The 25,242-nt window shown below is 67.9% G+C and carries 20 protein-coding genes and 1 pseudogene; 7 read left to right on the forward strand and 14 right to left on the reverse strand.

The annotated features are described in order from the left end of the window. Positions 1-70: 70 nt before the first annotated feature. From AB4850_RS08420 to codA, 3 genes are all read right to left on the reverse strand, one after another. Entirely contained in the window at positions 71-757 is a 687-nt protein-coding gene (locus tag AB4850_RS08420; protein WP_414439367.1) for a M24 family metallopeptidase, read from the reverse strand. Next, on the reverse strand, positions 754-2,139 hold the full coding sequence (locus AB4850_RS08425; RefSeq protein ID WP_414439368.1) for a 2Fe-2S iron-sulfur cluster-binding protein: 1,386 nt from the start codon (positions 2,137-2,139) through the stop codon (positions 754-756). The genes AB4850_RS08420 and AB4850_RS08425 overlap by 4 nt, the downstream gene beginning before the upstream one ends. Positions 2,140-2,480: 341 nt before the next feature. Then, positions 2,481-3,725: a cytosine deaminase gene (gene codA / locus AB4850_RS08430; protein ID WP_414439369.1), complete on the reverse strand. Its 1,245-nt coding sequence runs from the start codon at positions 3,723-3,725 to the stop codon at positions 2,481-2,483. A gap of 201 nt (positions 3,726-3,926) precedes the next feature. Here codA and AB4850_RS08435 point away from each other — a divergent pair, with 201 nt between their 5' ends. After that, a complete protein-coding gene (locus AB4850_RS08435) occupies positions 3,927-4,226 on the forward strand; it encodes a DUF4148 domain-containing protein (RefSeq protein ID WP_414439370.1) in 300 nt (99 codons plus the stop codon). A gap of 186 nt (positions 4,227-4,412) precedes the next feature. Here the strand turns inward: AB4850_RS08435 and AB4850_RS08440 are convergent, their stop codons facing one another. Further along, positions 4,413-5,402, reverse strand: coding sequence for a LysR family transcriptional regulator (locus tag AB4850_RS08440; RefSeq protein WP_414439371.1), 990 nt, complete (start codon positions 5,400-5,402; stop codon positions 4,413-4,415). Between the two features lie 209 nt (positions 5,403-5,611). Between AB4850_RS08440 and AB4850_RS08445 the strand changes: the two genes are divergently transcribed. The 4 genes from AB4850_RS08445 (at position 5,612) to AB4850_RS08460 (ending at position 10,297) form a co-directional block, all read left to right on the forward strand. Continuing rightward, a complete protein-coding gene (locus tag AB4850_RS08445) occupies positions 5,612-7,831 on the forward strand; it encodes an FUSC family protein (RefSeq protein ID WP_414439372.1) in 2,220 nt (739 codons plus the stop codon). A gap of 102 nt (positions 7,832-7,933) precedes the next feature. Then, positions 7,934-8,131 carry a hypothetical protein gene (locus AB4850_RS08450; RefSeq protein ID WP_414439373.1) on the forward strand — a complete coding sequence of 66 codons (198 nt, stop codon included), beginning with the start codon at positions 7,934-7,936 and terminating at the stop codon, positions 8,129-8,131. Positions 8,132-8,288: 157 nt separating this feature from the next. Beyond that, positions 8,289-9,887 carry a histidine-type phosphatase gene (locus tag AB4850_RS08455; protein ID WP_414439374.1) on the forward strand — a complete coding sequence of 533 codons (1,599 nt, stop codon included), beginning with the start codon at positions 8,289-8,291 and terminating at the stop codon, positions 9,885-9,887. Positions 9,888-10,108: 221 nt separating this feature from the next. Then, the gene (locus AB4850_RS08460) at positions 10,109-10,297 is read left to right on the forward strand and encodes a hypothetical protein (RefSeq protein WP_414439375.1); all 189 of its coding nucleotides are present in this window, start codon (positions 10,109-10,111) and stop codon (positions 10,295-10,297) included. A 267-nt stretch (positions 10,298-10,564) separates the two neighbouring features. On the opposite strand, the gene AB4850_RS08465 is transcribed toward AB4850_RS08460, so the two are convergent. From AB4850_RS08465 to AB4850_RS08475, 3 genes and pseudogenes are all read right to left on the reverse strand, one after another. Continuing rightward, a complete protein-coding gene (locus AB4850_RS08465; RefSeq protein ID WP_414439376.1) occupies positions 10,565-11,989 on the reverse strand; it encodes an LLM class flavin-dependent oxidoreductase in 1,425 nt (474 codons plus the stop codon). A 188-nt stretch (positions 11,990-12,177) separates the two neighbouring features. Next, positions 12,178-12,483: pseudogene (locus AB4850_RS08470) on the reverse strand (DNA-binding protein); the annotation flags it as partial. Between the two features lie 181 nt (positions 12,484-12,664). Next, entirely contained in the window at positions 12,665-13,633 is a 969-nt protein-coding gene (locus AB4850_RS08475; RefSeq protein ID WP_414439377.1) for a LysR family transcriptional regulator, read from the reverse strand. An 85-nt stretch (positions 13,634-13,718) separates the two neighbouring features. On the opposite strand from AB4850_RS08475, the gene AB4850_RS08480 reads away from it, so the two are divergent. Next, positions 13,719-14,729 carry a zinc-dependent alcohol dehydrogenase family protein gene (locus AB4850_RS08480; RefSeq protein ID WP_414439378.1) on the forward strand — a complete coding sequence of 337 codons (1,011 nt, stop codon included), beginning with the start codon at positions 13,719-13,721 and terminating at the stop codon, positions 14,727-14,729. A gap of 279 nt (positions 14,730-15,008) precedes the next feature. Here AB4850_RS08480 and AB4850_RS08485 read toward each other — a convergent pair whose 3' ends face one another. Then, entirely contained in the window at positions 15,009-16,370 is a 1,362-nt protein-coding gene (locus AB4850_RS08485) for an aspartate aminotransferase family protein (RefSeq protein WP_414441987.1), read from the reverse strand. A 103-nt stretch (positions 16,371-16,473) separates the two neighbouring features. Between AB4850_RS08485 and AB4850_RS08490 the strand changes: the two genes are divergently transcribed. After that, a complete protein-coding gene (locus AB4850_RS08490; RefSeq protein WP_414439379.1) occupies positions 16,474-17,472 on the forward strand; it encodes a LysR family transcriptional regulator in 999 nt (332 codons plus the stop codon). A 99-nt stretch (positions 17,473-17,571) separates the two neighbouring features. On the opposite strand, the gene AB4850_RS08495 is transcribed toward AB4850_RS08490, so the two are convergent. The 6 genes from AB4850_RS08495 to AB4850_RS08520 all read right to left on the reverse strand — a co-directional run bounded on the left by AB4850_RS08495 (position 17,572) and on the right by AB4850_RS08520 (position 25,239). After that, entirely contained in the window at positions 17,572-19,467 is a 1,896-nt protein-coding gene (locus AB4850_RS08495) for a S9 family peptidase (protein ID WP_414439380.1), read from the reverse strand. A gap of 92 nt (positions 19,468-19,559) precedes the next feature. Then, positions 19,560-20,507: a LysR family transcriptional regulator gene (locus AB4850_RS08500; RefSeq protein ID WP_414439381.1), complete on the reverse strand. Its 948-nt coding sequence runs from the start codon at positions 20,505-20,507 to the stop codon at positions 19,560-19,562. Between the two features lie 80 nt (positions 20,508-20,587). After that, a complete protein-coding gene (araH, locus tag AB4850_RS08505) occupies positions 20,588-21,595 on the reverse strand; it encodes an L-arabinose ABC transporter permease AraH (protein ID WP_414439382.1) in 1,008 nt (335 codons plus the stop codon). 62 nt (positions 21,596-21,657) lie between these two features. After that, positions 21,658-23,199 (reverse strand): L-arabinose ABC transporter ATP-binding protein AraG, encoded by a 1,542-nt coding sequence (gene araG, locus AB4850_RS08510; RefSeq protein WP_414439383.1) that lies wholly within the window; start codon positions 23,197-23,199, stop codon positions 21,658-21,660. A 31-nt stretch (positions 23,200-23,230) separates the two neighbouring features. Next, complete coding sequence (locus AB4850_RS08515) at positions 23,231-24,241, reverse strand: arabinose ABC transporter substrate-binding protein (protein ID WP_414439384.1); 1,011 nt, start codon at positions 24,239-24,241, stop codon at positions 23,231-23,233. Between the two features lie 65 nt (positions 24,242-24,306). Further along, entirely contained in the window at positions 24,307-25,239 is a 933-nt protein-coding gene (locus tag AB4850_RS08520; RefSeq protein ID WP_414439385.1) for a Gfo/Idh/MocA family protein, read from the reverse strand. Positions 25,240-25,242 lie beyond the last annotated feature (3 nt).

Genomic DNA, 25,242 nt, shown 5'->3' on the forward strand with positions numbered 1-25,242 from the left:
TGTACGGCTTGGGCTTGGGCTCGTAGGATCGCGCTTCGCGCTTAGAAACTCGGTCCTCGGGCCCAGGCTCTCAACGCCCCTCGATCTCCCGCTCCATCATCAGGTCTTCGTAGAACGCCCCGAAGCCCCGCGCCTTGTGACGGATGTGCATCTCCAGAATCCAGACGTGGGCGCTCGGCACCACGTCGGCCGTCGACAACGTGCCGGCGAACTTCGGTTCGTGCGGAAAATCGGCGATCCGGTGCCCCGACATCCGCTTCAGGTTCAACTCCCAGCCCATCGCTTGCGCCTCGCGCGTGGCGAATTCGTACAGCGCGCGCCCCGTGATGCGCTCGGCGCGCCAAAGGTCGTGCACCGTCTGCCAGAGCCGGAACACGTCGGCGCGCGCCCGGTGCATCTCGGGGTCCGCGCCCACCACGAAGGTTTCGCCCGCGTCGCCCTCCCAGCGGTCCCACACCGGGCCGATATCGATGAAGAAGATGTCGTCAGCCGCCAGCACCACGCCGGGCGCGGACGGATTGCCGTATTCGCGCACGGTGTTCGCGCCGAAACGCACGATGATCTTGTGCCAGCCGCGCAGCAGGCCGTGCTCGCGCAGCACCGTGCGCGCGACGCGCGTGGCGTCCTCCTCGCGCATGCCCGGTGCGATGCGCGCCGCGATCGCATGCACGGCCGCGCGGCTGCGGCGGCGCACGTCGAGCATGCCCGCGATGTCGAAATTCGGGCCGACGTCCTCGTAATCCTCGCGCTGCATCATCGCGCCTCCTGTTGCGCACACGCTGTATCGCCCTGCGGGGGCGCGCCGGGCAGCACCACGTCGGCATGATCGAACGCGCGGTCGAGCCGGAGCTGACACGCCAGCCGCGTGCCGGGGGCCGCGTCGAGAAAGTCGAGCAGATCGGCCTCTTCCTCGCCGGGAGGCATGCCCTCGCTTGCGCGGCCGTCCTGGCGCGCGGTCACCGTCACGGCACACGTCGCGCACACGGCGTTGCCGCCGCACACGTGCTGGAGCGCGATACCGCCGCGCATCAGCGCGCCGAGCAGCCGCTGCCCCTCGGCGGCCATCAGGTAGCCTCCGCCGCCATCGGGCCAATGCAGGTTCAGACGGACCAGTGCGTCGCGCGCGGCATGCCGCGCGACGGGCGGCGAGAACGGGTCGGCGAAGAAGCGCTCGGCTCGCAAGCCGCGCGCGCCGACGAGGGCCGCCTTCGCGGCCTCGACCATCGCGGGTGCGCCGCAGGCGTATACGTCGGCATCGGCGAGCGACGCGAAATCGTCCATCACGGCGGCGACCATCGAGCCGCGCCGAACGCCGTCGGCGGCAGCGTCGTCGACCGACAGCACCGGTACGTAGCGAAAGTGCGGATTGCCGCCCGCCCACGCGCGGCAGCGCGCGTCGGCATACAGGTCAGCCGCCGTGCGCCCGCCCCAGTAGAGATACACAGGGCGCTCGCCCTCCCACAAACGCTCGGCCTCGATCATCGCTGCGAGCGGCGCGAAACCGGTGCCGCCGGCCATCAGCACCACCGGGCGCGTGGCTGGCGAGCGCCAGCCGAATTCGCCGAGCGGCCCTTCGATGCCGACGATCGCCCCCACCGCGCGCTGGCCACCGCCCGCGAACAGCCATTCGGTGAAATCGCCGCCCTCGACCTTGCGCACATGCAGTTCGAGCGCGCGCCCGCCATCGCACGCGCGCGCCAGCGAAAACGGCTTGCAGCCGTTCGCCGACCAGCGAATCGCCACGCACTGCCCGGCCTCGTACATGAACGGCGCGGCGTCGAGAAGCTCGAGCCGCACCACCGCGATATCGGCGGCCACCAGCTCGACAGCCTCGATGCGCGCGGTGCGCACCACGCTCGACGCATCGCCTGCTTGCGGCATGCGAATCGCGAGATCGGAACGCGGGTAGGTCTGGCACATCAGCACCGGCTCGGGCGCGCCGCCGGCCGCCACCTCGCGCAGCGGGCCGTCGCGGCCGGCCGCGTAGCAACCGGCCAGCACCTCGCCGCGACACTGGCCGCAAAAACCGTCGCGGCACGAAAAGCGGATCGGCGCATCGGCGTTGATGGCCGAAGTCAGCACGTCCTCGTGCGGCCCGGTCGGAAATTGCAACTGCGTGGGGGAGTCCGTGATCTTCACGACTGTTTTTAATCCGTCGATATCGGCGATGGCGGCATCTTGCCGTGTCGAAACCCGGGCAGCAATGATTCCGAGCCACCGCGATGTGCGATTTGTTGCGCTTATGCGGTCTGGAACGCGTATTGGCTCAGGTGGCAAAATCCGCCGACTCGGCTGCGCACGTTCCCCAACACGCTGACAGCCGTCGCCGCGCGGCAGGCGCTGACGCTGCCCGCCGGCACGGAGAGCGATCAACCCACCTGCGCATAGGCGATCCATTCCGGCTCACGGCGCAAGCTCACGCGTCCTTCGCGGCGAGCGCTGGCGCGGCGCTCAACCTCGGCCGCCCGCGCAGCCAACGATCAACCCGCCTGCGGATACGTGATCCGCTCCGGCTCGCGGCGCAGGATCACGCGCCCCGCGCGCACCGACACGAGCGGCTTGACCTGGCGGCGCACCGCGTCGTAATCGCTCACGGCATCGAGCACCAGCAGGTTCGCGGGCCGCCCGGCCTCCAGCCCGTAGCGCTCGCCGAGCGACAGCGCCTTCGCGCTGTGATCGGTGACGAAATCGAGGCAGCGCTGCAGTTCGTCGTAACCCATCATGTGGCAGATATGCAGGCCGGCATCGAGCACCCGCAGGATGTTGCCGTTGCCGAGCGGGTACCACGGGTCCTGGATCGAATCCTGACCGAAGCACACGTTGATGCCGGCGCGATCGAGCTCGCCCACGCGCGTCACGCCGCGCCGCTTCGGGAACGTGTCGAAGCGCCCCTGCAGGTGAATGCTCTCGGTCGGACAGGAAATGAAGTGGATGCCCGAGCGCTTGAGCAGCCGGAACAGCTTCGAGCAATAGGCGTTGTCGTACGAGCCCATCGCCGTGGTGTGGCTGGCCGTCACGCGCGCGCCCATCCCGCGCACGCGCGCCGCCTCGGCCAGCACTTCGAGAAAGCGCGAATGCGGATCGTCGGTTTCGTCGCAATGCACGTCGACGAGGCAGCCGCTGCGCTCGGCCAGATCCATCAGGAAGTGAATCGAACTGACGCCCTGCTCGCGCGTGTTCTCGAAGTGCGGAATGCCGCCGACCACGTCCGCGCCCATCTCGATCGCGCGCGTCATCAGCGCGCGGCCGTCGTCGAACGATTCGATCCCCTCCTGCGGAAACGCGACGATCTGCAAGTCGATCAGCCCGCGCGCCTCCTCCTTCACCTCGAGCATCGCCGCGAGCGCGGCCAGCGTCGGATCGGTCACGTCGACGTGGGTGCGCACGTGCTGGATGCCGTGATCGCGCAGCATCGCGATCGCCGTGTGGGCGCGCGTCTTGGTGTCCTGGTGGGTGATGGTGGCCTTGCGCTGGCTCCAGCGCTCGATGCCCTCGAACAGCGTGCCGCTGCGATTCCATTCGGGGTCGCCCGCCGTCAGCACCGCGTCGAGATGGATGTGCGGCTCGACGAACGGCGCGATCGCGAGCCGGCCGCCCGCGTCGATGTCGTCGCCCGATGCCGTGGCCGAGCCGTCCTGCGGCACGATTCGCGCGATCGTCGCGCCGTCGAGTTCGAGGGTGTGGAGGCCGCTGCGGCGGCGCAGCGTCGCGTTGACGATCTTCATGGAGGTTCCTGTGGTGGGGCGGGTGGCGTTCATTCTAATCAATCGACTCCGCGCCAAAAAAACGCCGCCACTGTTGCGCGATCCGGAAGGCTGCCCTCCGCGCCGCCCGGTGTTTCCGGGGGTGGCCGCTCCCTACACTGCAGTCATTGGTTCGGCGCTTGCAACAACGAAGCCGGCCACCCACCCGCAAGGAGTCACACCATGAAGAAGATCGTCGTCTCGACCGCTGTCGCCATGCTGATTGCATCGCCCGCCCTGGCCTTCGCGCAAACCGCGCATCACGGCCTGACCCGCGCCCAGGTGATCCAGGAACTGGTCGATCTGGAATCGGTCGGCTACTCGCCGTCCAGCGGCAACGATTCGGCCTACCCGGCCGACGTGCAGGCCGCGCAGGAACGCCTCGCCACCAAGCGTCTGGCCGCGAGCCAGGCCGCCAAGCAGTCGTATGGCCCGAACGGTGCGGCCGTGTCGGAAGCGGGCAAAGCGACTCGGGCCGACTAAGGCAGTCGGCGCGTCCGAGCCTAGGCGCTCAGGCCATTGCCGGTCAGCAGTGCAGGCAGTAATAGCAAACGGCGCGGCCACAGCCCGCGCCGTTTTCATTGGGAATCCGAATCGACAGGAGCGGACGCCATGCTTCGATACGCTCGCGCCCATACCCCGCACCGCCTCGTTGCCGGCGGTACCCGATCAGCCCGCCGCACCAGCCTTGACGCGACGCGACGAGGCCACAGCCGCATGCATGCGCGCATCGAGCGCGGCCAGCAGCGCCTCGTCGCGCGCAAGGCGATCGGGCATGTCGGCGCGCAGGAATTCCACCCACGTGCGCACCTTCGCATCGACGAAGCGGCGCGACGGATACAGCGCGTAGATGTTCATGCGCTGCAGCGTGTGGCCGGGCAGCACACGCATCAGCGAGCCGTCGCGCAGCAGGCCGATCGCCGCGTACAGCGGCAGCATGCCGATGCCCACGCCCGCGCGAATCGCGATCGCCAGCGATTCGGCCGTGTTGGTCTGCACCGGCCCGCTCACGCGAATCTGCTCGACCTGGCCGGTGCGGCTTTCGAGCAGCCAGTCGTGGGTGGGAAACGCGGGCGTCTGCAAGGTCAGGCAATCGTGGGCGGCAAGCGCCGCCGGATCGGCCGGCGCGCCGCGCGAGCGCAGATAGGACGGCGACGCGCACAGGATGCTGAAGGTTTCACCGAGCTGATGCGAGACGAGTTCGGAATCGGGCAGCGACGAGGCCGTGACCACCGCCATGTCGTTGCTGCCGTCGAACAGGTCGGGCATGCGCTGCGACAGCGACAGCTCGACCGAGACATCCGCATGCTGCTCGCGATACGCGTTCAGCGCGGGCAGCACGTAATGCTGGCCGATGCTCGCGTAGCTGTGCAGCCGCAGCACGCCGGACGGACGCTCGTAGGCGCCGCTGGCTTCTTCCTCGGCGGTATCGACGTCGGCCAGGATCTGCCGGCAGCGCAGCAGATAGTTCTCGCCGGCCGGCGTCAGCGACAGGCGGCGCGTCGAGCGGTTCATCAAGCGCGTGCGCAGCCGCGCCTCGAGTTCGGAAACGGCGCGCGACATCGCGCCGGTGGTCGAGTTCAGCGACATCGCGGCCGCCGTGAAACTGCCTGCCTCCACCACGCGGGCGAACACCCGCATGTTTTGCAACGTGTCCATTGTTATTCAGTACGGCAAAGGAAGGCGCCATTGTCCGCCCGCGGCCCTGCCCGATTGTTGCCAGCCCTGCAACTCTGGTTTCCCCTAGGATCGATTAATGGCGGAATATCGTCCTCCTACAATCTGCGCCGCAGCGGGCCGGGCTGCGACGTTGCCCCGGCCCACCTCCGTCGAACCCCGCGCGCCCGTCTCGCCCCCGCATTGTCGTGATGAAACTCCCGTCCGCGTCTGTCCGTGTTGCCGCCGAAACCCGGCGCTGGTCGGCCCGGCTCGCGCCCATGGCTCACCTCCTGCGCGAGTGGGCCTTCTCCGACGGCCTGATCTGGCTCCATCTGGCCAAGACCGTCGCCGCCGCGCTGCTGGCGATGGGCATCGCCATGCGCCTCGAACTCTCGCAGCCGCGCATCGCCATGACCACCGTGTTCGTGCTGATGCAGCCGATGAGCGGGATGGTGTTCGCCAAGGCGTTCTACCGGACTATCGGCACGGCCGTGGGCCTGGCCGCCGCGCTGGCGCTGGGCGGCCTGTTCGCGCAGCAGCCCGAGCTGTACATGGCCGGCATCACGCTGTGGGTGGGCGCCTGCATCGCGGCGGCCGTGCGCAACCGCCATTTCCGCTGGTACGGCTATGTGCTGGCCGGCTACACGGCCGCGCTGATCGGCATCCCGGCCGTGATGACGCCCGACGCGCTGTTCCTGTCGGCGCTGACGCGCGCGGCCGAGGTGACGGTGGGCATCGTCTGCTCGGCCGCCGTCAGCGGGCTGGTGCTGCCGCTCAGTTCGAGCCGCGCGCTGATGCGCTCGCTGAACGCGCGACACGCGCGCTTCGTCACGTTCGCGGCGGCGGCGCTCGGCGGCACGCTGGCGCGCGGCGAATTCGAGCGGCGCTTCGCCGATTTCGTCGACGACATCGTCGGCTTCGATGCGATCCGCGCCTATGCCTCGTTCGAGGACCCCCGCATCCGCGCGCGCAGCCGGCGCCTCGCGCGGCTCAACGGCGAATTCGTCAGCACCTGCACGCGCCTGCATGCGCTGCGGCAGTTGCACCGGCGGCTCGTGCATCGCCGCGCCGCGACGGTGCTGGCCGCGCTCGCGCCGCCGCTGGAACGGCTCGCGGCGGCGCTGGCGGCGTTGCAGGCGGGCGCCGCGCCGGGCACGGCCAAACACGGCGCAGCGCTGCGCGCGTTGCGCGAGTTGCTCACGGCGCTGCCGCAACTCGCTCGCGACGCACGCGTCGCGATCGCCACCGGCCCGGCCGACGACCTGCTCGATTTCGACACGGCGATCGAACTGATGACGCGCTTCGTCGACGAATTCGCCGGCTACGCACAAACCCACGCCTCGCTCGCCACCGATTCGCACGCGCTCGAAAACACCGCGCCGCGCTATACGGTGCGCACCAACAACGTGTTCGTCGCGTTCACCTTCGTGCGCAGCGTGGTGGTGCTCGGCATCGTCGGCGCGTTCTGGCTCGCGACCGCCTGGCCGAGCGGCGGCCTCGCCACCATCGCCGCCGCGATCGCCTGCGCGCTCAGTTCCACCTCGCCGCGCGCGCCGCGCTTCGTCGCGCAGATGGCCGCCGGCGCGGCGGTGGCGACGCTCGCGGGTTACCTGGTGGTGTGCTACCTCTACCCGAACATCGACGGCTTCCCGCTGCTGTGCGCGACGCTCGCGCCGCTGCTGGCGGCCGGCGTGTTCGTGACCACCCGGCCCGCGCTGTCGGGCTACGGCGTGGGCTATATCGTGTTCTTCTGCCTGCTGGCCGGGCCGGACAACGTGACCGTCTACCAGCCCGACCTGCTGCTCAACAACGGCATGGCCGTGGTGGCCGCGATGCTGACGGCCGCGCTGGTGTTCGCCGTGATCTTCCCGACCGAAATGCCCTGGCTGATCGAGCGCATCCAGCGCGACCTGCGGGCGCGCGTGCGGCTTGCCTGCGAGGCGCCGCTCGACGGCCTGCACGGACGCTTCCAGTCGGGCGCGCACGAGCTGACCTCGCACCTGCGGCAACTGCTGATGAAGCGCTCGGCGCGCCATCGCGCGAGCCTGCGCTGGTTGTTCGTCACGCTGGAGATCGGCCACGCCGTGATCGACCTGCGCGGCGAGCTGACGCCGTTCGACGCGGCGCGCGCGGCCGGCACGCTGCGCTGGCTCGCGCCGGTGCGGCACATGCTGGCGATGCTGCCCGACCTGTTCGATGCACCCGACGCGCGCAAGCTGTTGCGCGCGCAACGATCGGTGGCATTGGCGATTCGCGCGATCCTGCGCGCGCGCCCGGCCTGGGAGGCCTCGTCGGCCGACAGCCGGCGCATGCGTCGCGTGCTGGTGGGGCTGCATTTCATCCGCGCCGCGCTGCTCGATCGCGACGCGCCGTTCGTGCGCGCACGGCGCCGGCCGCGCCGCCTGCGCCGACACGTCGATCTCTCCTGAATCTGGAAGAATCCTGCCCAAGACAGGTGGTTAATCCCGAGGCGGGGCGCTCCTATAGTGACCTCAACGCCGCAACCGCGGCACTTCCTCAGGAGAACAAACATGAAGCCGATGCAACTCGCAATCGCCGCCCTCGCCCTTTCCGCCGCCTGCGCCGCCCACGCCCAAACTGCCTCGGGCAACGAGCAACCGGCGCCGCAGCAAGCGCACGGCACGCAGCGCGCCCCGCAACAACCGGCGCAAACGCCCGCCGATTGCGTCGGCCCGGCCAGCTTCTGCAACATCTATTTCGGCAGCTGATTCGGCTTGATGCATCGTAACGATGCAGTACCGAGAAAGCAGGCAGCACGCATCTCAAGTCCGACGAATTCCTTCCTGAAATATTTCGGAATTCTGACTTTTTGCTGTCAAAGTCGTCTGCGACACTCGCGGCTCGAATTTCCTCCCGCCCGCGAACATGACTGCCCTGACGACCCGCGCGACCTGCGTCGCCCTTGCCTGCTTCCTCGCCGCCTGCGGCTCCGACGACACCCCGCAAACGGCCGCCACGCCGCCGGCCACCCAGCCGGTCACGTCGCCCGTCACGGCCGCCGCGCCAACCTATTACCAGACCAAGACGCCGTACCAGCCGCAGCAAGATCCGGCCACCTACGAGGCCGCGCCGTCCGGCTATGCGCCCGTCTACACCGAACTGGTGGCGCGCCACGGCTCGCGCGGGCTGTCGAGCTTCAAGTACGACGGCGCGATCTACGCCATGCTGCTGAAGGCCGACGCCGACGGCGCACTGACCGACCTCGGCAAGCAACTCAAGGCCGACACGTTCACGATGATGAAGGCCAACGCACTGCTCGGTTACGGCGTAAAGGGCATCTCGACGCCGGGCTACGGCAACCTCACGCTGGCCGGCATCCGCGAGCATCAACAGCTCGCCGCGCGCCTGCTGCAACGCATGCCCGCGTTGTTCGACGGCTCGCGCAAGGTGGTGGTGGTCAACTCGGGCCAGGACCGCGCGGTCGACAGCTCGACCTACTTCTCGGGCGCGCTGGTCACGAACAAGCCCGTGCTGAGTGCCGCCATCACGTTGCCGGCCGCGCCCGCGCCCTATCCGGAAGGCGCGCCGGTCGCGCAGCCGGCCGGCACCAACCGCTTCCTGCTCTACTTTCATGCGCTGAAGGCCGCCACCGACCTGGTCACCACCACGACCGATGCGAACTACGCCACCTATCGCGACAGCCTCACCTATCAGGCCTATTCGAGCGACGCGACCGTCACCGCCAAGCTGGCCGACATCAACGCGTCGTCCGCCGCCAGCGACGCCGCGCAGGCCGTGCTCTCGAAGCTCGTCACGCCGGCCTTCCTCGCCAAGCTCGGCACCACCGGCTATACGTTCGCGAACACCGGCACCTACACGTTCGCCTCGTCGGACGCGCTGTTCAGCAACACGCTCAAGGGCGACGGCAAGACCACCATCAAGACGGCCGTCGATGCCGTCAACGTGCTCTACAACCTGCTGCAGGTGGCCCCGGCAATGACCGCCGAAACGGGCGGCGTGACCATGGAGAAGTACATCGCGGCGCCGCAGGCCCGTTATCTGGCCTATCTGCAGGACGCGGCCGACTTCTACCAGAAGGGGCCGGGTGTGCAGGAAGCGAACCCGGTGACGTACAAGATGGCGACCATCCTGCGCGACGATTTCTTCGCGCAAACCGACGCGATCGCCAAAGGCGACCTGACCAACGCCGCCAAGCTGCGCTTCACGCACGCCGAGGAAATCATCCCGTTCGCCTCGGTCATGAACCTGAAGAACGTGTTCGTGCCGGTGCCGGCCGCGCAAACCTACACCTACGACAACAACCCGTGGCGCGGCGATCAGGTGTCGCCAATGGCTGCGAACGTGCAATGGGACGTGTACCGCAACGGCGCGAGCCTGGCCGTGCGGATGCTGTACAACGAGCGCGAGACCGATTTCCAGGCTGCCTGCGACGGCGCCAAACTCGCGCCGACCAGCCATTTCTACGATTACGCCAAGCTGAAGAGCTGCTACGGCTACCTGTGATCGGCCGCGCGGCCCGTGGCTCCGGGCCGACGCCAGCCGTATCCGCCCCTCGCGCCCGCCCGGTGGATTCCGCCGCGGCGGGCGCGTTTTTTCGCGGCTTTTCCGCAACGCTTCATCAAACCGAAGAATCCGTCGAAGCGAAATCGTTGACAACGCCCGGCCTCAGGCATAAATTCGGGTTTACACCTAGGTGTTAACCCGCAAATTCTCTTGGATTGATCATGTCGAGCGCCAAGCAAGTCCGCACCCCGTCCCGCAAGTCCTCGTTCCTGTCGCAAGTCGGCGCAGCGCTGCGCAGCGTCTGGGCGATGTTCGAGCTTCAGTCGCAGCTGCAAATGCAGGCCGCCATGAGCTACGCGCGCGGCCCGGTGCCGGCCCGCGTCGTGGCGCGCCGCGACCGCCGCATCTGAATTTCCGCGTTTTTCCATCTCGTTTGAGTCCGGCTCGCGCCTGACCGGCGCTCCGCCGCTGCCGCATGGTTCTGCTGCTTCGATCCCGTCTCAAATGAACACGGCCCGGTTATACCGGGCCGGTTGTCGTGACGCGTCATGTATTGATATTGGACGCGGCCGACATGCGCCCGTTGCGCGGGTAGAGCGTGCGGCGACGTCAAAAGACCGAGATTGGCGAATCCCGGAACGGCGGCCTTGCCGGGCAGCCGGCAAGGCCGCAAACGCTCAGGCGGCCTGACCCACCGCAGGCGATTCGGTCCCGGATTCGGCCTGCGAGTTCTCCGCAAACCGCGACAGGTCGCGATACGCCGCGCCCGGATGCCCCTCTCCAAGCCGCGCCCCCTCGCCGAACAGCTTCTCGCGCAACGTGCCGGGCCGGTAGGACGTGGGATACACACCGCGCCGCTGCAACTCCGGCACGAGATAGCCCACCACGTCCTCGAAACTTTCGTGCGCGAGCGCGTAGGCCAGGTTGAAGCCGTCCACGCCGGTTTGCTCGACCCATTCCTGCAGGATGTCGGCCACCGTCGATGGCGAACCGACAAACACCGGCCCCAGCCCGCCGATACCGCCGAAGCGGGCCAGCTCGTCGATCGTCCAGGCATTGTCGCCGCCGGCCAGATGCTCGACCGCCGAGACGATCGCATTGGTTTCCACGCGCCGCACCAGATCGGTGGGCGCGTATTCGCCGAAATCGATGCCGGTCCAGCCCGACATCAGCACCAGCGAACCGTCGTACGACACGTAGCGCTGGTATTCCTCGAACTTGGCCTGCGCCTTCGCATCGGTCTCGTCGACGACGATCGTCACGAGCGTATAGATCAGCAGCTTGCGCGGGTCGCGCCCCGCCTCGGCGGCGCGGCGGCGGATATCGGCCACATAGTCGCGCAGCGTCGCGCGCGTGGGCGCGGCCACGAACACGCATTCGGCGTGCTGCGCCGCGAACGCCTTGCCCGCGCCCGACGCGCCGGCCTGATACAGCACCGGCGTGCGCTGCGGCGACGGCTCGCACAGGTGATAGCCCGGCACCTCGAAATGCCGGCCCTTGTGGCGGATTTCGTGGATCTTCGAGGGATCGGCGAAGATCCGCCGCTCGCGGTCGCGCCGCACCGCGCCGTCCTCCCAACTGCCCTCGAACAGCTTGTAGAGCACCTCCAGATACTCGGCCGCGATCTCGTAGCGGTTCGAGTGATCCTCCAGCCCCGTCTGCCCGACGTTGCGCGCGCCGCTTTCCAGATACGACGTGACGATGTTCCAGCCGACCCGGCCCTTGGTGTGATGATCGGCCGTGGAAAGCCGCCGCGCGAACGTGTAGGGATGCTCGAACGAGGTCGAGGCCGTGATGCCGATGCCGAGATGCTCGGTGGCCAGCGCGATCGGCGCGGCGAGCTGGATCGGATCGTTGACGGGAATCTGCACGCCCTGATGCAGCGCGTGATGATTGCTGCCCTGATAGACGTCGTAATAGCCGATCACGTCGGCGATGAAGATGCCGTCGAAGAAGCCCTTCTCCAGCGTCTTCGCGAGGTCTGTCCAGTAGTCGAGATCCTTGTACTGCCACGAACGGTCGCGCGGATGCGCCCACAGGCCCGGCGACTGATGGCCGATGCAGTTCATCTCGAACGCGTTGAAACGGATGGCTTGGCTCATGATTCGATGGCTCCGGTCGGACGATGCGCCGTGCGCACGGCAATCCGATGAATCTATCGAACCGGCTGGAACGCTTCCAATATCGATTCCGGCAAACCTTATCGATGCGGCGGGGTTTGCTTATCGGCGCGGGCGGATTGTGCTCGGCAAGTGCATGGCGCAACGGCCGCCGTGGCTGCTGTCTCGCGAGCCGCAGCGGAAGGATCGAGCGGTTGAACGGCCAGGCGCAGCCCCATCGCCTTGAGGATCGCCATCATGCTGGCCAGCGACGGATTGCCTTCGGGCGAGAGCGTGCGATAAAGCTGCGTGGGGTTGAGTTCCGCATGCGCGGCTACCGCTTGCATGCCGCCGAAAGCCTGCGCGAGCTGGCGCAGCACGCTCAACAACTCGGGCTGATCGCCGTCGCCGAGGATATCGTTGATGACGTCGAGCGCCAGCGCAGGATCGCGCCGATACAGCTCGGACATCGCTTCGTCATGGGATTTGCTTCTCATTCGTCCAACCTCCATTGCCAATCGAGCCAGTAGCCTGATCTGTTAGACAATCACCTTCGTTTATAGACGAATCAGTATCAAGAAGAAGGCGCCCCAAAGATTGGGCTTGCGCAACCATCCGAGCAAGCTAGCCGATCGACCAGCGCGACCGCTTTGGGGTATGTCAGCGTGGAGTTGCACCTTAGCGACCAGCCCGCTTCGCTGTTCGAGTGGAAGTGGCTGTTCGCGGCACAACCCAAGGGGGAGCCGCCAGCTTTTCGGTGATCCAGTTGGAAAAGGCGCGAGTCTTGGACGGCGTGCCGGCCGCCGCCGGCGTGACCACATAGACCGCCCCGCGATCGAGCAGCGCCCAATCGGGAAGGATTTCGACCAGCCGGCCCGATGCCAACTCGCGGCCGGCATACCAGTCCGATGTGTACAGGATGCCTAATCCACCGACAGCCGCTTCGACCAATAGCTCCGCATCGTCCGACGCCAGTGGCCCAGACACGGTGACGCCAAGCGTTCCGCCTCCGGGCTTGATGAAGTTCCACCGATAGGGATCGTGTCGGCCGGTGAAGCAGAGGCACGGATAGTCGGCCAGGTCGTGCGGCGTCTGGATGGCCGGATGCCGGGCGATGAAATCCGGGGACGCGCAGATCAACCGGCGGCGCTCCGCGACCTTGCGAGCGACCAAACGCGAATCGGGAAGCTCGCCCAAGCGAATGGCGAGATCGAAGCGTTCGCCGATCAGGTCGACGAAGCGATTGCTGGTGTCCGCCTCGATGGTGACGCGCGGATGCATGCGCAGGAACTCCACGATCAGCGGTGTCAACCACAGGCGACCGAAGTTGCCCGGCAAGGTGATGCGCAGATGGCCGCGCGCCTCGCCATCGGCGAACGCAATCGCTTCGCGTCCTGCCGCCTGCAGGTCGTGCAGCAGCGGCCGAATCCGTTCGAGATAGGTTCGACCGGCCTCGGTAAGCGCGACCTTGCGCGTGCTCCGTTCGGCCAGCCTGACGCCCAGGCGCGCCTCCATCGCACTCAAGCGGCGAGAAACGGCAGTGGGATCGCGCCCGAGCTGCCGGCCGGCCGCGGCAAACGATCCCGTATCGGCCAGTGCCACGAAAGCCGCCAGTTCGTTCAAATCGGAGAATAGAGATTGCTGCATATTTCGCAGGTATGAACTGTATTTTCTCCATATTCTATATAAAAACTCCGTGATTTACAGTGGCTTGCCTTCAGGAGAAAACCACATGCAATCCATTCAAATCACGGCACCTTCGTTCGATGCCTTCCGTCGGGTCGCGCTGCCCGAACCCGCTCAACCCGGCAAGGGACGCATCCTTGTCCGCATGAAGGCCGGCAGCGTCAACTTCGCCGATCTCGCCGTAGCTTCCGGCCATTACCCCGGCGCCCTGTATCCCAACATTGCGCTGTCCGACGGTGCGGGAGAGGTCATCGCTGTCGGTGAAGATGTCTGGCAAGTTGCCGTCGGCGATCGCGTCGCCATCCACGTCAAGGCGCACTGGATCGCTGGCCGGCCTGGCGCGGAACTCGCCAACCCGATGCGTGGTGCGACGCTGCCCGGCTCGCTGGTCGAAATCGCCGAACTCGATGCGGCCAGCGTCGTCAAGCTGCCGGACTATTTGAGCTGGGAAGCCGCGGGCACGCTCCCGATCGCCGCGATGACGGCATGGCGGGCGCTGGAGTCGGCGCAGATCGGCCCGGCATCCACGGTCGTGCTACTGGGCACGGGCGGGGTGTCGATCTTTGCGTTGCAACTGGCCAAGGCGCGCGGGGCGCGGGTCATCATCACCTCCTCGTCCGACGAGAAGCTGGCACGCGCCAGCGCTTTGGGCGCCGATGAAGTCTTCAACTATCGAAAGGATGCCGCCTGGGAGGCGTTCGTTCTGGAACGTACGGGTGGCGTCGGTGCCGATCTGGTCATCGACCCGATTGGAGGGGAAGGCGTCACTCGCTCCGTGAGCGCTGCACGGCACGGCGGCACCGTGGCCGCCATCGGGTTCCTCGGCGGTGGGACTACGCCACTGGATTTGCTGTCGGTGATCTTCAGGGAAGTGCGCATTCAAGGCAGCAACGGCGGGTCGGTGGCGGACTTGGCGGGAGCGGTGGCGGCCATGGCTGCACATCGCATCGAGCCGGTCATCGACCGCACGTTCGGCCTCGACGGCTTGACGAAGGCTTACGAGCTGATGGCGCAAGGCGGCCACTTCGGAAAAATTGCGATCGGCTTCGATTGGTAATGGCTTCCGCTTCCCGCCGCGCGCCTCTGCCGTGAACAGCTTGCCGATCAGTGCGACGAAGCGCGTGGTTGGCGGATCCGGCGTGCGTGTGGCCTTTGGCGCCGACATCGGTTGGACCCACCCGATTACTTGATAAACCTGCTGCATCGAGTGGCGGCGTGGTTCAGCCAAATGCGCTGCTGGCGTCAGCGTGAAACGAAAAAAGCGACGCCGCCCCCTCGGGACCGACGTCGCTTCCTACCTACCCCTTCAAGCGGCGCTACCCGCCGCCCGCTTGCGTCAGGCCGTCGCGTTCAACGCATCGGCCAGCGCACCGACCAGGTCGTCGATTTCGCGTGCCTCGGCGATGAACGGCGGCGCGAGCTGGATCGTGTCGCCGCCATAACGCACGTAAAAACCCTTCTCCCAGCAGCGCATCGCCACTTCGTAAGGCCGGCGCGCCGGCTCGCCCGGCAGCGCCTCGATCGTGATGCCGGCCGCCAGCCCGAAGTTGCGGATGTCCGCCACATGGCGTACGCCTTTCAGGCCATGCACGGCGTTCTCGAAATGCGGCGCCAGCGCGCGCACGCGGCCCACACCGTCTTCCTTGACCAGCAGATCGAGCGCGGCATTGCCGGCCGCGCAGGCCACGGGATGCGCCGAATACGTGTAGCCGTGCGGGAATTCCAGCATGTACTCGGGGCCGCCGGCCGCCATGAACGTGTCGTAGATTTCCTTGGTGGCCACCACGCCGCCGAGCGGCTGCGTGCCGTTCGTGACCTGCTTGGCGAAGTTCAGGAGGTCCGGCATCACGCCGAACGCATCGGCGCCCGTCATCGCGCCGGCACGGCCGAAGCCCGTGATGACCTCGTCGAAAATCAGCAGGATGTCGTGCGCCGTGCAGATGTCGCGCAGACGCTTCAGATAGCCCTTCGGCGGCACCACCACGCCGGCCGACCCGGAGAACGGCTCGACGATCACGGCGGCGATGTTCGACGCGTCGTGCAGCGTGATCAGTTCGAGCAGGCGGTCGGCCAGCTCGGCGCCCTGATCGGGCAAGCCGTGCGAGAACTTGTTTTGCGCCAGTTGTGTGTGCGGCAGGAAATCGGCGTCGATGCCCTGGCCGAACAGCTTGCGGTTCGCGGCAATCCCGCCCACCGAAATGCCGCCGAAGTTCACGCCGTGGTAGCCCTTCTCGCGGCCGATCAGGCGTGTCTTGGTGCCCTTGCCCTTGGCGCGCCAGTAGGCGCGCGCCATCTTCAGCGAGGTGTCGGCGGCTTCCGAGCCCGAGCCCGTGAAGAACACGTAATCGAGGCCGGCCGGCGTCAGATCCTTGATCCGGTTGGCCAGCTCGAACGATTGCGGATGGCCGAACTGGAACGCCGGCGCGTAATCGAGCCTGGCGATCTGGCGGCTGACCGCCTCGACGATCTCGGTGCGGCCATGGCCGAGGCCGCAGCACCAGAGGCCCGACAGGCCGTCGAAGATCCGCCGGCCGTCGGCGCTCGTGTAGTAGGCGCCCTTGCCCTCGACGATCAGGCGCGGGTCCTGCTTGAACTGGCGATTGGCCGTAAACGGCATCCAGTGGGCGTCGAGCCAGGCGGCGTCGGTGCGGACGCCGTCCTGTTGAGGGGTGTGCTGGGTGGCGGTGATCTCGGTCATGGCGGTCGGCGCGGCGCGCTCCTCATCGGTTCGTGTGTTGCGCATTGTTGGGTCGCCAGATAGTCTTGTGAATACCGCAATATCAATGTTTACTTGAACATTCATGCAAGTAAGAACTCCCCGCCAGCGCGCCCTGCTCGGCCAGTTGAGCGACATGGACCTGCGCCTGCTGCGCGTCTTCAAGGTGGTGGTGCAATGCGGCGGAATGGCCGCGGCCGAACTCGAACTGAATATCGGCATTTCCACCATCAGCCGTCACGTCAAGGATCTGGAAACCCGGCTCGGCCTGGTGCTGTGCCGGCGCGGCCGGGCCGGCTTCACGCTGACGCCCGAGGGCCAGACCGTCTACGAGGAAACGCTGCGGCTGCTGGCTTCGCTGGAGGCGTTCCGCGCCCGCGTGGACGGCATCCACGACCGGATGGGCGGCGAACTGCACATCGCGATGTTCGACAAGACGGCCACCAACCCGGCTGCGCGCATCGCCGAGGCGATCCGCCAGTTCGCCGAAGCCGCGCCGGACGTGACGCTGAACCTGCACGTCGGCTCGATCCAGGAGATCGAGCGCGGCGTGATCGACGGCAGCTACCAGATCGGCGTGATTCCCGAGCACCGCAGTTCGGGCAGCCTCGTCTACACCGATCTGTACGACGAACGGATGCTGCTCTACTGCGGCGCGGGCCATCCGCTGTTCGGCGCGGCGCATGACAAGCTGAGCTGGGAACGGATTCGCGAGCAGGGCTTCGCCGGGCTCGGCTATCACTCGCCGAACCTGCAGCTCACGCACCGCGCCAAGCTCACGCGCAGCGCCACCGCGTCGGATCAGGAAGCGGTGGCCACGCTGATCCTGTCGGGCAAGTTCCTCGGCTTCCTGCCCGATCACTACGCGGAAAGCTTCGAGCGCGCCGGGCGCATGCAGGCCGTCGCGCCGCGCCGGTTTCACTATCGTTGCCGGTTCGTGAGCCTGCTGCGGCGCTCGCCGCAACCGTCGCGGGCGGCCTCGCTGTTTCAGGAATGCTTGACGACGGCCCACGCGGGGCAGATCAAGGCGGCAAAAGCCGGCGCGGCGAAGCGCACGGCTGCCGGGGCGGAAGGAAAAGACTGAAACCGGGGCATCTTGAAAACGGCGGCGCGGCTGCGTTCTGCAACCTCGCCGCACCGCCGCCATAAGCAACCCGCCACCGGCCAGGCTGAAATTACCACCTCAATCGCGCGGCTTCACGGCCAGATGCGTATCGAGGAACGCGATCATCGCTTCGTAGAACTCATATTGGTTCTCCTCGTTGGCGAAGCCGTGCCCTTCGTTCTCCTTGAGCATGTACTGCACGTCCACGCCGCGCGAGCGCAGCGCCTCGACGATCTGGTCGCTTTCGGCCTGCTTCACGCGCGGATCGTTCGCGCCCTGCGCGACGAACAGCGGCGTGACGATGCGATCGACGAAGAACAACGGCGACGCGTCGTGCAGCGCGCGCTTGCCTTCCTCGGTGTTGGGGTTGCCAATCTGCTCGTACATCATGTCGAGCAGCGGCTTCCAGTAGGGCGGCACCGATTCGAGCAGCGTGAACAGGTTCGACACGCCCACGTAATCGACCGCCGCCGCATAGCGCTCGGGCGTAAACGTCACGCCGGCCAGCGTGGCGTAGCCGCCGTAGCTCGCGCCGTAGATCGCGACGCGCTTCGGATCGACCACGCCCTGCGCGATCAGCCAGTCCACGCCGTCGTCGATGTCGTTCTGCATGGCGCGGCCCCACTGGCCGAAGCTCGCCGCCCAGAACGCGCGCCCGTAGCCCACCGAGCCGCGGAAATTCATCTGCAGCACCGCGTAGCCGTGATTGGCCAGCATCTGCACCTCGGGATTGAAGCCCCATTGATCGCGCGCCCACGGGCCGCCGTGCGGGTTGACGATCAGCGGCAGGTTCGCCGCCTTGGCCGCGCCCTCGCCGTCGAGCGAATGGCCGGCCGGCAGCGTCAGGTAGCCGTGAATGCGCAGGCCGTCGCGCGAGGCGTATTCGATCGGCTGCATCGGCGCCATGTCGGCCGGATCGAGCCAGGGCTTCAGGTCTTCAAGCTGGGTCAGCTCGCGGGTGGCCACGTCGTACAGCCACACCGCGCCGGGCGAACGATCCCACGCGTTGCGCACGATCATCCGCGATTCGTCGCGCGTGATGCTGGCGATGCTCGATTCGCCGCCGGGCAGGCGCGCGTCGAGATCGGCATGGATGTTGCCGATATGCGCGTCGAGGTGATGCGCGCGCACCTTGTCGTCCTGGTACCAGATGGTGGTCAGCACGCGCCGCGTGTGCGAATGGCCGAGGCCGGTCACGTCCACTTCGTCGTGCTCGAACAGCAGCGTGCCTTCCAGCGCCGTGCCGGGATCGAACTCGAAGATCGCCGTGCGGTCGCGGCCGCGATTCGACGCCACGTAAAGCTTGCGGTCGTCGAACGTGAACAGCAGCGGCGCCAGCATGTCGCGAAAGCTCGTGGTGGCGAGCGGGCGGAACGGCTCGGCCTCGTCGTCGCGGTACAGCAGGGTCTGGTTCACGCCGTCGCCCGCCACCGCCACCCGCAGGCGGCCCGCGTGATCGGTCATCCAGCCGAGGATGTTGCCGGGGTTCTCGGCGATCACGGTTTCCTCGCCGCTGGCCACGTCCACGCGCACCACGTCGAACACGGTCGCGTCGCGGCGGTTGTGCGAGATCAGCACGAAACGGTCGTCGTCGATCAGGCTGTCGACGATGCCGGCGCGCACGGTTTCGTAAGGCGTCAGGTCGACGATCGCGCCGCCGTCGATCGGCACGGACAGCACGTGGTAATTCTCGTCTCCGCCGAAATCCTTGACGAACAGCACGCGGTCGTTGCCCTTCCAGAAGTAGCCGCCGATATCGCGCGCCGATTCGCTGGTCAGCGCGCGGGCCTCGCCGAGCGGGCGGCCCTTGTCGTCGATCGCCTGCACGAACACGTTCAGGCGGCCGTGGTGACGCGCGAGGAAACTCAGGTGACGGCCGTCCGGCGACAACTGGAAGGCGGTGCGTTCCGGGCGGCGGAAGAAATCGCGGACGGCGTGGCGCTTGACGTTGGCGTGCTGCGGGGATCCCTGCATGGACTCTCCTGTTCCGGTGATGCCCGAGGCGCGGTTCGCGCCGCGCTCGCGGGCGGACCGGACATTCTAGCCTCGCGCGTGCAAACGGTTCGTCAGGCCCCGGCCGGCGCGGCGCGCGCCTGGCGGTCGGCCGCGTCGAGCCGCTCGCGCAGCGTCTCCAGCGCGCGCAGCATCCGGCTCGACAGCCCCCACTCGGAACGATGGATCAGCCACAGCGTATCGAGCACCGCCGCACCGCACTCGATCACGGCGATCGATTCCTGGCGCGCGAACGCCTGCCGCGCATAGCGCGGGATCACCGTGAAGCCGAGCCCGCGCGACACCGGTTCGAGGATCAGCGCGACCTGGTTGGTGAACGCACGGCGCGGCAGCCCGCGCACGCCGGGGTTGTCGGGAAAGCGGCGGCTCAACAGGCGGCTGGCCATCGCCAGCCCGTCGGGGTGATCGATGAAGCCGAGCCGTTCGAGATCGGCCCAGCCATGCACGTAGTCGCCCGCCGGCACCACCAGCTCCAGCGGCTCCTCGGCGAAACGGCGCGCGGCGAGCCGCTCGTCGTCGGGCTTGAGCGTGACGAAGCCCACTTCGTAGAGATTCGACAGCACCGCGTCGAGCACCTCGCGATCGGGCGCGAAGCGGTGCCGCACCACCAGGCCGGGCGTCTGGAGTTGCATGTCGAGCAGCCAGGGCGCCATCGCGAGGCCGATGCTGCCGGGCGTGATCAGGCTGATTTCGCCGCAATCGGCATCGGCTTCGGCCAGCCGGCCGCGCAGGCGGCGGTCGGCGCGGCCGAGTTCGGCGCAATAGTCGAGCACGATGCGGCCGGTGGGCGTGATGTCGATGCCGCGCGAGCGGCGGATCACCAGCAGGCCGAGCTGATCCTCGAGATGGCGCAGATGCTGGCTGACGGCCGCCTGCGTGAGGCCGAGCCGCTCGGCCGCGCGCGTGAAGTTGCCGGTTTCGACCAGCATCTCGAAGGTGCGCAGCCATTGGGGGTTCAGCAGCGTGGTGCCGGCGATGATGCCGGCCGGCGACGTGGTCATGGCGGGGCGCGGGAGGGAAAACGGGAGCGGCCAAGTTTAGCAGGTCGCCCGCGCCCGGCCTGCCCCCGTCTCACGGCTGCTCACACCGCCCGCTTGCTGCGCCGGAACTGGTCGAACAGCACCGCCAGCAGCAGGATGCCGCCGCGGATCAGGTACTGATAGAAGGTCGGCACGTTCATCAGGCTCATCGCGTCCTGCACCGCGCCCATGATCAGCACGCCCACCAGCACGCCGGCGATAGTGGCCACGCCGCCCGTCAGCGACACCCCGCCGAGCACGCAGGCCGAAATCACGCCCAGTTCGAGGCCGACCGAGGTTTTCGGGTCGCCGAGGCTCATCCGCGAGGCCAGCATCACGCCAGCGAAACCGGTCACGAGGCCCTGCAGCACGAACACCGCGATCTTGATACGCGTGACCGGCAGGCCCGCGAGCAGCGCCGCCTCGCTGTTGCCGCCCACCGCCAGCACGTTCTTGCCGAACACCGTCTTCTTGAGCAGGAAGCCGAACACCACGAAGCCGACGATATTGCTCCAGATCGGATACGAAATGCCAAGGAACGCGCCGCCGCCCAGCTCGAAGAAGCGCTCCTCGGAGATCATCACGGCATCGCCGTTCGAGGTCAGGAACGCCAGCCCGCGCACCGCCTCCATCATCGCCAGCGTGGCGATCAGCGAATTGATGCGGAACCGCGCGATCAGCACGCCGTTCACCAGGCCGACCGCGCCGCCGGCCAGGATGCCGGCCGCCACGCCGATCACCACGCTGTGCGTGGCGGTGATCACGGTGGAGGCCACCACGCCCGAGAACGCCACGATCGAGGCGACCGACAGGTCCACCTCGCCGAGCGCCAGCACGAACATCATGGTCACGGCGATCGAGCCGATCAGCGTGACCGACAACAGCAGGCCCTGGATATTGCGGACCGTCAGGAAGTCGGGCACCGTCGCGGACAGCACCGCAAACAGCACGACGAACACCACCACGATGCCCGACTTGTTGATCATGTCCCAGGCGCGCGCCCGCGAGGGCGTGATGGGGGCGGCGGCGTCGTTGAGGCTGGGGGTACTTTTCTGCATGGCTCGGTTCATCTCTCGTCCATCGGTTCGGCCGGGCGGCGCGGCGCGCGCAAGCGCGGGCCGGCGCCCGGAATTCAGCGCGGCAGCGCCAGCTTGATCAATTCGTCGGGCGAAGCGTCGGCCTTCGCCACCACCCCGGCGATGCGCCCCTCGCGCATCACCACGATGCGGTCGGCCACGCCGATCACCTCGGCCAGATCGCTCGACACCATCAGCACCGCGCGCCCCGCCTCGGCCAGCCCGTACAGCAGGTGATAGATCTCGGCGCGCGCGCCCACGTCGATGCCGCGCGTGGGCTCGTCCATCAGGAACACCTCGATTTGCTCGGCCAGCCAGCGCGACAGGATCACCTTCTGCTGATTGCCGCCCGACAGCGTGCCGATCGGGGTGTCGCCGTTGCGCGTCTTGATCGCCAGCTTCTGGATGTAGTCGTGCGCCAGCGCGCGCTCGCGCTTTTCGTCGAGCAGAAAGCGCGCCGGGCTGAAATGGCGGCGCGCGCTGATGTTGAGGTTGTCGGCCACCGACGCGATCGCGACGATGCCCTCCTGCTTGCGATCCTCCGGGCACAGCGCCACGCCAGCGCGCACCGCGTCGCGCGGGCTGGCGAAGCGCACCGGCTTGCCGGCCAGTTCGACGTGGCCCGCGCTCGCGCGCACCGCGCCGTAGATCAGCTTCATCAGCTCGGAGCGGCCCGCGCCCACCAGCCCGAAGAAGCCGACGATCTCGCCACGCCGCGCCGCGAACGACACCGGCTCGGCCAGCCCCGGCCCCATCAGCCCCTTCGCCTCGATCAGCACCTCGCCGGCCGTGCGCGGCCGGTAGCCGTACACGTCGGCGATCGAGCGCCCCACCATCGCCGAAATCAGCCGGTTGCGATCGAGCTCGGCCACCGACTCGAACGTCTCGATGCGCCGGCCGTCGCGAAACACCGTGACGCGATCGCACAGCGCATACACCTCGTCCATCCGGTGCGTGACGTAGATGATCGCGCGGCCCTCGGCGCGCAGCGCGCGAATGATCCGGAACAGGTTCTCCGTCTCGCGCGCCGACAGCGAGCTGGTGGGCTCGTCGAACGCGATCACGCGCGCGTCGCGCATCAGCGCCTTGCCGATCTCGATCATCTGGCGCTGGCCGATCGACAGTTCCTTGACCGGCGTGCGCGGGTCAATCCGCTCGCCCAGCCGCTGCAACTCGGCCATCGCGCGGCGCACCAGCGTGCGCTCGTCCAGCACGCCGAGCCGGTTCGGCAACTGGCCGAGCATCAGGTTGTCGGCCACCGTCAGCTCGGGCACCAAATGCAGCTCCTGGTAGATGATCGCGACGCCCGCGTCGATCGCCGCGCGGGTGGTCGCGAAGCGCTGCTCGACGCCGCCGAGGCGCAGGCTGCCCTCCTGCGGCTGGTTCACGCCCGACAGCACCTTGAGCAGCGTCGATTTGCCCGCGCCGTTCTCGCCCATCAGCCCGTGCACCTCGCCCGCGCGCACCGCGAGCGACACGCCGTCGAGCGCGCGCACGCCCGGAAAGCTCATGCTGACGCCGGCCAGTTCGAGATAGGCATCGGGCGCGGGCGCTGCAACGGCCGCGACCGCCGTGATTTCGTGGGTCGGATCGTTCATCGGATCGAGTCTCCCGCCATGCCGTGCCGGCTCAGATGCCCAGCTCGGCGCGCACCGCCAGCCAGTTCTCGCGCGTCATCAGCTTGCCGGTCGTTTGCGTGTCGGCGGGCGGCTGCTTGCCGGTGCGGATCCAGTCGATCAGGTTCTGCGCGCTGTCCTTGCCGTGATTGGTCGAGCTGACGGCGATCGTGCCGTAGAAGCCGGTGGGCTGCTTCTTCTGGAACTCCGCGAACGCCTCGCCCGCGCCGTTGATGCCCACGCCGATCACGTCCGACGACGGCAGGTGCAGTTGCTCGGTGGCGCGCACCGCGCCCAGCACGCTTTCCTCGTTGAGCGCGAAGATCACCCACTTCTTGATCGTCGGATGCTGGGCCAGCACCGGCGAAGCGGCGTTGAAGCCGCCTTCGTCGTCGGTGGTCTTTTGCGGCGCGTCGAAGATGTTTTCCTTCTTGAAGCCGCCGGCCAGCAGCGATTGCGTGGCGCCGTCGGTGCGCAGCTTGGCGGTGGGCAGCTCGTAATCGGTGATGCGCAGCGCGCCCACTTCCTCGGGCTTCCAGCCGCGCTTCTTCATCTCGTCGGCGAGCGCCTGGCCGACCTGATTGCCGATCTTGAACGCCGACATGCCGAGGTGCGGCACGCCCGCGAGCGGCTTGCCCGACGAATCCACCAGTTGGTCGTCGACCGTCACGAACTTCATGTTGTAGTGCTTGGCGCGCGCCTGGATCGCCGGGCCGAGGCGCACGTCGGGCGCGCAGATCACGAAGCCCTGCGCGCCTTGCGCACCGAGGTTGTCGATCGCCGCCAGCACCTTCTCGCCGTCCGGCGTGCCGATGTTGACGACCGAGAAATTCTCCTTCTTGCCGAGCGCGGTGGCGGCCTTCTGTTCGTTGATGAACCAGGCCTGCTCGGGCATCTTCACGAGGAAGCCGATCTTGGCGGGCGCGTCGGCCGAGGCCGGCAGCGCGGCGCCGAACGACGCGAGGCACAGGCCTGCAAGTACGGCGCGGAGGGTCATGCGGCGGGTGTCGGTGAAGCGGGTCATTCGGTGTCTCCTCTCTCTGTTGTCGGCGGTTGCCGGTATGGATCTCGTTATCGGAACTGGGTCGATCAATGGCCGAACGGCTCGACGGCGATCTGCCGGCCGAGCAGGAACGCATCGGCCACCAGGCGAAGCGGGCTGGTATCGACGTCGTCGGCGCCGTGCGCGATCAGCCAGTGGAAGCGTTCGTAGAGCGCCGCGTATTCGCGTTCGGGGCCGAGCGCGACCGGCGCGCCGCCGATCGTCAGGCGCTTGCCGCCTTCGGCCAGGCGGAGCGGGCCGTCGTCGGTATCGACGTCGATCTCCCATTGCTCGACGGGGCCGTGCCGCCAGTCGAATTCGGCATGGACAGGCGCGCCCATGGCGTCCACGCCGTCGAGTTCGGCCGCGATCGGCGTGGCGCAATCGGCCGGCACCCGCAGCGTGGCGGCGCGCAGCGCCACCTCGTGCGGCAGGATTCGCGTGACGATCGACAGCGCGTTGATGCCCGGATCGAACACGCCGAGGCCGCCCGGCTCCCAGATCCACTGCTGGCCCGGGTGCCAGCGCCGCACGTCTTCCTTCCAGCGCACCCGCACGGCGCGCACGGTGCGGCCGGCCAGCCACTCGCGGGCCGGTTCGACCGCGCTCGCGCAGCGCGAATGCCAAGTCGCGAACAGCGTGCGGCCCTGGCGACGCGCCAGCGCACGCAGCGCCTCGACCTCGCTGAGGCTCGCGCCGGGCGGCTTTTCGAGCATCACGTGCTTGCCGGCCAGCAGCGCGGCGCGCGCCTGCGCGTAGCGAACCTGCGGCGGCGCGCACAGCGACACCGCGTCGAGCGCCGGCTCGGCGGCCAGCAAGGCGTCGATGTCGGGGTAGTTGCGCACGCCGTCGACCTGCGCGTTGCGGCTCGCGGCAGCGGCGAGCGCGAAGCCGGGGTGACCGGCGATGGCCGGCAGGTGCTGGTCGCGCGCGATCTTGCCGACGCCGACGATGCCGAGGGTGGTGACGGGCGGAGTCATCGG

This window comes from Burkholderia sp. 22PA0106 (assembly GCF_047497155.1).
Lineage (GTDB): Bacteria > Pseudomonadota > Gammaproteobacteria > Burkholderiales > Burkholderiaceae > Burkholderia.